At 70.9% G+C, this 7,199-nt stretch carries 9 protein-coding genes and 1 pseudogene; 3 read left to right on the top strand and 7 right to left on the bottom strand.

The annotated features are described in order from the left end of the window. The 3 genes from ACY35P_RS05345 to ACY35P_RS05335 form a co-directional block, all read right to left on the bottom strand. Positions 1-357: hypothetical protein (locus ACY35P_RS05345; protein ID WP_462114794.1), on the bottom strand; the 357-nt coding region annotated here is incomplete at its 3' end. Between the two features lie 70 nt (positions 358-427). Then, the gene (gene rng, locus ACY35P_RS05340; RefSeq protein ID WP_462114793.1) at positions 428-1,915 is read right to left on the bottom strand and encodes a ribonuclease G; all 1,488 of its coding nucleotides are present in this window, start codon (positions 1,913-1,915) and stop codon (positions 428-430) included. After that, positions 1,912-2,499, bottom strand: a complete 588-nt coding sequence (locus tag ACY35P_RS05335; RefSeq protein WP_462114792.1) for a Maf family protein — start codon at positions 2,497-2,499, stop codon at positions 1,912-1,914. Before ACY35P_RS05335 ends, rng begins: the two co-directional genes overlap by 4 nt. Before the next feature lie 124 nt (positions 2,500-2,623). On the opposite strand from ACY35P_RS05335, the gene ACY35P_RS05330 reads away from it, so the two are divergent. From ACY35P_RS05330 to ACY35P_RS05320, 3 genes are all read left to right on the top strand, one after another. Further along, complete coding sequence (locus tag ACY35P_RS05330) at positions 2,624-3,361, top strand: SIMPL domain-containing protein (RefSeq protein WP_462114791.1); 738 nt, start codon at positions 2,624-2,626, stop codon at positions 3,359-3,361. A gap of 2 nt (positions 3,362-3,363) precedes the next feature. Then, positions 3,364-3,576, top strand: coding sequence for a hypothetical protein (locus ACY35P_RS05325; protein WP_462114790.1), 213 nt, complete (start codon positions 3,364-3,366; stop codon positions 3,574-3,576). Positions 3,577-3,735: 159 nt separating this feature from the next. Next, the gene (locus ACY35P_RS05320; RefSeq protein WP_462114789.1) at positions 3,736-4,410 is read left to right on the top strand and encodes an energy transducer TonB; all 675 of its coding nucleotides are present in this window, start codon (positions 3,736-3,738) and stop codon (positions 4,408-4,410) included. A 36-nt stretch (positions 4,411-4,446) separates the two neighbouring features. On the opposite strand, the gene rlmH is transcribed toward ACY35P_RS05320, so the two are convergent. The 4 genes and pseudogenes from rlmH to holA form a co-directional block, all read right to left on the bottom strand. Continuing rightward, a complete protein-coding gene (rlmH, locus tag ACY35P_RS05315) occupies positions 4,447-4,917 on the bottom strand; it encodes a 23S rRNA (pseudouridine(1915)-N(3))-methyltransferase RlmH (RefSeq protein WP_462114788.1) in 471 nt (156 codons plus the stop codon). 113 nt (positions 4,918-5,030) lie between these two features. Further along, a pseudogene (rsfS, locus tag ACY35P_RS05310) lies at positions 5,031-5,429 on the bottom strand (ribosome silencing factor); the annotation flags it as partial. Positions 5,430-5,468: 39 nt separating this feature from the next. Then, positions 5,469-6,134 carry a nicotinate-nucleotide adenylyltransferase gene (nadD, locus tag ACY35P_RS05305; RefSeq protein WP_462114787.1) on the bottom strand — a complete coding sequence of 222 codons (666 nt, stop codon included), beginning with the start codon at positions 6,132-6,134 and terminating at the stop codon, positions 5,469-5,471. Next, positions 6,134-7,198, bottom strand: coding sequence for a DNA polymerase III subunit delta (holA, locus tag ACY35P_RS05300; RefSeq protein WP_462114786.1), 1,065 nt, complete (start codon positions 7,196-7,198; stop codon positions 6,134-6,136). The genes nadD and holA overlap by 1 nt, the downstream gene beginning before the upstream one ends. Position 7,199: the final 1 nt, after the last annotated feature.

The raw sequence follows: 7,199 nt of genomic DNA, 5'->3' as shown, positions 1-7,199 counted from the left end.
CAGCAGGCCGAGGTAGACGGAGGCGAGCAGTTCGGCGTCGCCGACCGCCACCGCGCCCGCGCCCTCGCCGATGCGCAGGTCGCGCAGTTCCACGAGCGGGCCGAGCTTGGTCCAGTGCGTGCGCAATCCGGAAAACGACACCGGGCGCTTGGTGCGGTGCTCGAGCCAGGCCTTGACCTGCGTCGGGTGCTCGGCGAGCAACGGCAGGGCGAGGCTGACGAGCCCGAGCAGCAGCGCGAAACCGAGGACCGCCACCGCGGCCATGTAGCCGAGGCCGACGTGCGCACGCTTGGCGTGGCGGAGGATCACGCGGCGGAACGCGGCCGGCACGGCCCGACGCACGACGACGCGACGCACGCGCTGCGCGTGTCGCGGTTCGGAGGCATCGTGGCTGCGGGTCTACGGATCACGGCTCACCGTCGGAAGGTCAAAGCAGGACCACGTCGAACTGCTCCTGCGAATACTGCTCGTCCGCCTGGAAGCGGATCGACTTGCCGAGGAACTCCTCGAGCTCCGCCACCGCGGCCGATTCCTCGTCCGTGATGCGCGCCACCACCTTCGGCGAGGCGATCACCAGCAGGCGCTGCGCTTCGAACTGCCGCACCTGCCGCACGACGTCGCGGAAGATCTCGTACGTCACCGTCTCCGGCGTCTTCAGCGAACCGCGCCCGCCGCACTCGTGGCACGGCTCCGAGAGCTGGCGCTGCAGGCTCTCGGTGGTGCGCTTGCGCGTCATCTCGACCAGGCCGAGCGGGGAGAAGTCGTACACGGTCGTCTTGGCGTGGTCGCGGGCGAGCGCTTTTTCGAGCTGTCGGAGCACCTGCCGCTTGTGCTCGGCGTCCGTCATGTCGATGAAGTCGATGATGATGATGCCGCCAAGATTGCGGAGTCGAAGCTGACGGGCGACCGACTGGGCCGCCTCGAGGTTGGTCCGGTAGACGGTTTCCTCGAGGTTGCGCTGACCGAGGAATGAACCGGTGTTCACGTCGACGGTGGTCATCGCTTCCGTCTGGTCGATCACGAGATAACCGCCCGACTTCAGCGGCACCTGCTTCTCGAGCCCGCGCTGGATCTCGTCCTCGACACCGTAGAGGTCGAAGATCGGCCGTTCCCCCGTGTAGTTCTCGATCTTCTCGTTGAGCCCCGGCATGTACTGCGCGGCGAACGCCTTGAGCCGGTCGCACGTCTCGCGGGAGTCGACCTTCACCTTCTCGACGTCGCGGCGCAGCAGGTCGCGCACGGCGCGCATCGGCAGCGACAGGTCCTCGTAGACGCGTTCGCCGACCTTGCAGCTCTTCGAACGCTCCTCGATCAGTGACCACACGCGGCCGAGGTAGGCGATGTCTTCGCCGATCGCCTCGTCCGGCTGGCCTTCCGCGTTGGTGCGCACGATGTAGCCGTGCTGCGCGCCGGGCGGCGAGAGCGAGGAGACGACCTGCTTGAGCCGCGCGCGTTCGCCTTCGTCCTCGATCCGCGCCGACACGCCGACGACGCGCGTGCGCGGCAGCAGCACGAGATAGCGCGAGGGGATGCTGAGCTGCGTCGTCAGGCGCGCGCCCTTGCTGCCGATCGGATCCTTGACCACCTGCACCACGATGTCCTGCCCGTCGCGCAGCAGTTCGGTGATCGGTCGCGTGGGTTGCGGCGGAAGCGGCGCATCTTCCGCGCCGCCCTCCCCCAGCGTCGTAGCACGGACGATGTCGCCCGCATGCAGGAACGCCGCGCGCTCGAGGCCGATGTCGACGAACGCCGCCTGCATGCCGGGCATGATGCGCTGCACGCGGCCCTTGTAGACGTTGCCCACGACGCCGCGACGCCAGCCGCGCTCGATGTGCAGTTCCTGCAGCATTCCGTTCTCGACGACCGCCACGCGCGTCTCCCGCGGCGTGACGTTGACCAGGATCTCCTCGGTCATGCCGCGGCTCCCGAGAAGACGTCGATGCCGAATTCGGCGAGCAGCGTCGCCGTCTCGTGCACGGGCAGGCCCATGACGCCCGAATAGCTGCCGTCGAGCCGCGTGACGAAGGCTTCGGCGCGTCCCTGGATCGCGTAGGCGCCAGCCTTGCCGTCCCATTCGCGCGTGGCAACGTAGCCGTCGAGCTGCGCGGGCGTCAGCGCCGCGAACGTCACCTCCGACACGCTCGCGGCCTTCACCTCGCGGCCCGCGGACATCAGCCAGACCACGCTGACGACCTGGTGCGTGCGCCCCGAGAGGCGCGTCAGCATGCGCATGGCATCCTCGGCGTCGACGGGTTTGCCGAAGACCTCGTCGTCGAGCACGACCTCGGTGTCCGCGGCGAGCACGAGTGCACCGGGGACGGCCGCGATCTCCAGCAGCCCCGCGCCGGCCTTCTCGCGCGCGACGCGGCGCACGTAGTCGAAGGCGGCCTCGCCGGGCTGGCGGACTTCGGGGATGTCGATGTCGAGCACGCGTGGCTCGAGGCCGAGGCGGCCGAGCAGCTCGCGACGGCGCGGGGATTTGGAGGCGAGATAGAGCATCGTTCGAAGAATAACCCGCCGTCCGCGACGACGATCCTGAACCTTCGGCATCGCCGCCCGACCCCACGACGCCTCACCGCTCGTTCACTCCGGCGTACCGACCCTCTTTCCCACGGAGTCCCCCATGCCCAGCCTCGCCGCCCGCCTGCGTCCCCTCGTCCTCGCCATCGCACTCGCGTCCGGAGTGTCCATGACCGCCGCCGCCCAGCCCGTTTCGAACGCGGCCGTCGCCACCGACGGCACGCTGCTCGCCGTCGCCGCGCAGGCCGAGTCCCGCCGGGCGCCGGACATCGCCACGGTGTCCGCGGGCGTCGTCACCCAGGCGGCCGATGCGAACACCGCGCTGCGGGAGAACGCGGAGCGCATGGCCAAGGTGGTCGCCGCCATCCGCGCCGCCGGCGTGGCCGATCGCGACGTGCAGACCGCCGGCATCAACCTCAATCCGCAGTACCGCTATGCCGAGAACCAGCCGCCGGCCATCACCGGCTACCAGGCGAGCAACACGGTCAACGTGACCGTGCGCGACATCGGCCGCCTCGGCCGCATCCTCGATGCGCTGGTCGCCACCGGCGCCAACCAGATCAACGGCCCGACGTTCGACATCGACCGCAAGGAGCCGGTGTACGACGAGGCCCGCCGCGCCGCGCTCGAGAAGGCGCAGGCACGCGCGCAGATGTACGCGAAGGCGCTCGGCCTGCGTGTACGGCGGATCGTGAGCATCGACGAGACCGGCGGCTCGATCCCGCGGCCGGGCCCGGTGTTCGCGATGGCGAAGATGGCGCGCGACGAGGCCACACCGGTTTCGCCCGGCGAGAACGTCCTCTCGGTCAATCTGGACGTCGTCTTCGAACTCGGACAATGACCATGGCTCCTCCCGAAAAAGGCACGACGCCGCAGATCGACCCGCGCCCGGGCAAGAACCCGGGCTACGACGACGCGAATCCGCGCAGCCGCGAGGACGTGCCGCTGCGGCAGGAGGACGCGCGCGGCGAGAACTTCGGCAAGTTGCCGAACCCGGAGGTCGGCGGCCTCGACCGCGATCCGGTGGTGCGGCCGGACCCCGCCGCCGGCGGCTGACCCGCCTCGACGCCGCGAACGAAACGGGCCCTTCTCGGGCCCGTTCTTTTTATGCGCCGATCGCGACGCCGGTCGCGCTTCGTGCATCGATGCCACTGCTGCAACCCCGTTCGCCCGGCCCGCCCGTTCGTATCGGCACCGCACAACGAGGAGCCGGTCATGCATACGATCCACGCCCCGCGCGTCGCCCCGCTCGATCCCGCACGTATCGCCTCCATCAGCGGTGCGATCGCCGTCAACGGCCTGCTGTTCCTGCTGCTGGTGGCGCCGATGTCGGCGCCGGTGCTGAAGCTCATGCGCGACAACGGACCGATCGTCACCTACATCCCGGTCGAGCACACGCCGCCGCCTCCGCCGCCCAAGGATCCGCCGATCCGCGTGCGCATCGAGCACACCACCACGCCACGCCCCGTGCCCACGCCGACGATCGCGCGGCCCGACCCGCAGCCCGTGCTCGACACGGATCCGGAGCCCGGAGACTTCGCAGTCGTTGAGCCCACCGATGCGGGGCCCGTCACCGGCGGCGACGACGTCACGACCGATCCGGGCCCGCCGATGGCGGGCGCGCATCTGGAGTACGCGAGGAACCCGGCGCCCGCGTATCCGCGCGAGGCGCTCGCCGGGAACGACGAGGGCACCGTGCTGCTCGAGGTGACAGTGGACGTCGACGGGAAGCCGATCGAGGTGCGGGTGGCGCGGAGCAGCGGGCATCGAGCCCTCGACCTGGCCGCGCGGCGTCAGGTGCTGTCGAGCTGGCTGTTCCGCCCCGCGATGCGTGACGGCCGCGCCGTGCAGGCCATAGGCCTCGTGCCCGTCGAGTTCAAGCTCAACTGATCGACCCGATGCCGGCGGCCCGCGCCGCCGGCATCGTCAGGCGCGGTGGTACGGGTGGTTCGCCAGCAATGCGGCCGCGCGATAGAGCTGCTCGGCCACGACGAGGCGCACCAGCATGTGCGGCAGCGTGAGCGGGCCCAGCGCCCAGGACTCGTCCGCGCGCTCGAGCACTTCGGTCGCGTGCCCCTCGGGCCCGCCGATCAGGAAGGCGAGATCCCGCCCCTGTCCCCGCCAGTGCTCCAGACGCTGCGCGAGTTGTTCCGAGGTATGGCCGCGACCGCGGCCGTCGAGCGTCACGACCCACGCGCCACGCGGAACCGCCGCCAGCACGCGCCCGCCCTCGTCGGACTGCGCGCGTCCGGCATCACGGCCCTTGCCGCGCAGGCCCGGCTCGACCTCCACGAGATCGAGCGGCAGCCAATGCGAGAGGCGCTTGCGGTATTCCGCGAAGCCTTCGGCGACCCATCCGGGCGCGCGCTCGCCGACGGCGACCAGACGCGCCTTCATCGCGCCTCAGCTCAAGGCGAGGGACGCGGCCGGCGCTCGACGTCGAACTCGTCCGCATCGTCCTCGAAGGACAGCGGCATCTCGTCGTCCTCGCCGAGATGGCCGGAGGCCAGCTCGTCCATGCGATCCGGCGGCTCGTCGCCGACGGTCCAGAGGCGCTCGAGCGCATAGAACTCGCGCACGCGCGGCAACATGACGTGGACGATGACGTCGCCGAGGTCGACGAGCACCCACTCGGCCTCGCGCTCACCCTCGACGCCCAGCGGCATGATGTCCAGGCGCTGCTTCGCGAACTTGACCACCTCGTTCGCGATCGACTTCACGTGGCGCGTCGACGTGCCGGACGCGATCAGCATGTAGTCGGTGACGCTGCTCTTGCCGCGAACGTCGATCTCGACCACGTCGCGCGCCTTGAGCTCCTCGACCGCGTCGTGGACGGTCTTGAGCATGGTCTCCACCGAAGGCGGCGGGCTCGGCAGGCGGGTCTTGATGACGTGGGCTTGTGTGCTCAAGGCGGAACAGCTCCGGGTAGTGAACGCGAAGTATAGGGACTAGGCTGGATCGGGCCGTGCATACAGCCGGTGACGGACGATGTAGGCGGCGACGGGCGGCGGCACCTGCGACATCCAGGGTTCATCGTTTCCGATCGCAGCGCGTATGGCGGTGGACGATTCCGGGCGCGGCGGCGTCATCGGCAGCACGGCAAGGGCGCCGGCCGGCGCGTCGAGTAGCGCGTCGACGGGCCGCAGGCGCTGTGCCACAGCGGCGGCGAGTGCCGCATCGATCCCGGCGAGGCCGGTGGCGTCCAGCGGAAACCCGGGCCGCCCGACGGCGAGCAGGTGCGCCACCTCGAACAGGTCCCGCCAGCGGTGCCAGCGATGCAGCTGGCCGAGCGAATCAGCCCCGATGACCCAGATCACCGGCGTCGCGGGAGCGACCTCCGCCCGCACCTCGGCGAGCGTGTCGATGCTGTAGGACGGCCGGTCGCGCGCGAGTTCGCGGCGATCGACGCGCAGGCCGCGTTCGCCGGCGACGCCGAGTTCGACCATGCGCGCGCGGTGTGCCGCGTCCGCATGCGTCGCGGATTTGTGCGGCGGGTCCGCGGCGGGCACGAGATGCACCTCGACGCCGAGTCGGTCGCGGACGGTGCCCGCCACCGCCAGGTGCCCGCAATGCATCGGATCGAACGTGCCGCCGTAGCCGACCCAGGCGCGCATCAGCCGGTGGCGAGCAGCCGTGTCGCCCCGCGCTCGGCGAGCGCGACCATGAGCCGCTCGAGTTCCACCCACGCATCGCCCGGCGCGCGGCCCTTGGCGATGCGGTCGACACGCCCGGCCTGCACCAGCATCGCGTCCCAGGCCTCGGGCCCGTGCTGCTGCAGGGCACGCCGGTACATCGGCTGCTTCGTGTCCCAGACCCGCTGCGCCTTGAAGGCGGCGGCGAGGTTGCCGCCCTTCGCCTGCACCTGCGCAAGCGCGGCGCCGCGCGAAAGCTCCATCACGATCATGCCGAGCAGGGCCGGGATCGCCTCGCCTTCCGCGCGCAGGCCGGCGAGGATCCGCACCACCTGGGCCGGCTGGCGGTTCATGGCCGCATCGATCAGGCGGAAGACGTCGTAGCGCGCGGCGTCGGCAATCAGCGACTGCAGCGTCTCGAGTGTCAGCGGCCGGCCGCCGCGCGCGCCATCGGGGGCATCGCGGAACAGGAGCGCGAGCTTCTCGACCTCTTGCGCAGCCGCCAGCAGGTTGCCCTCCACGCGCTCGGCGAGGAACTGCACGGCGTCCCGATCCGGCGAAAAGCCGCGGCTGCGCAGGCGTCGATCGATCCACGTGCCGAGCTCGTGCGGCTTCACTGCCGTAGCGACGGCGACGCGGCCGATCCGGCCGATCGCCTGGCTCCAGTCGCCGCCGTGGCTGCGGCTCCACTCGCCGCAGGTCACCAGCAGCACCACGTCGGACGGCGGCGCGGAACAGAAGTCGAGCAGTAGCTTCGCGCCCTCCTTGCCGGGCTTGCCGGTCGGCAGGCGCAGCTCCATCAGGCGCCGGGTGGCGAACAGGCTGGGCGCGCCGAACGAGGCGGACATGCCGGCCCAGTCGGGCTCGCGCTGGTTGCCCACGGCTTCGAAGACTTCGCGCTCGGCGATGCCATCACGACGTGCGGCGGCGCGGACCGCATCGGCCGCCTCGAGCACGCGCAGGGGTTCCGGCCCGGCAATCAGGTAGGCCGGACGAAGCGGGCCGGAATCGAGTTCGGCGACCAGCTGCTCGGGTGAGAGCTCCACG

The organism is Lysobacter xanthus, from assembly GCF_047159895.1.
Note: the sequence above shows the minus strand (reverse complement) of the source record. Positions and strands in the feature narration are given on the sequence as shown.

Bases quoted from the DNA above. Each gene is read 5' to 3' on its own strand.
- rng (WP_462114793.1), bottom strand. From the start codon at position 1,915: ATGACCGAGGAGATCCTGGTCAACGTCACGCCGCGGGAGACGCGCGTG.
- ACY35P_RS05335 (WP_462114792.1), bottom strand. From the start codon at position 2,499: ATGCTCTATCTCGCCTCCAAATCCCCGCGCCGTCGCGAGCTGCTCGGC.
- ACY35P_RS05330 (WP_462114791.1), top strand. From the start codon at position 2,624: ATGCCCAGCCTCGCCGCCCGCCTGCGTCCCCTCGTCCTCGCCATCGCA.
- ACY35P_RS05325 (WP_462114790.1), top strand. From the start codon at position 3,364: ATGGCTCCTCCCGAAAAAGGCACGACGCCGCAGATCGACCCGCGCCCG.
- ACY35P_RS05320 (WP_462114789.1), top strand. From the start codon at position 3,736: ATGCATACGATCCACGCCCCGCGCGTCGCCCCGCTCGATCCCGCACGT.
- rlmH (WP_462114788.1), bottom strand. From the start codon at position 4,917: ATGAAGGCGCGTCTGGTCGCCGTCGGCGAGCGCGCGCCCGGATGGGTC.
- nadD (WP_462114787.1), bottom strand. From the start codon at position 6,134: ATGCGCGCCTGGGTCGGCTACGGCGGCACGTTCGATCCGATGCATTGC.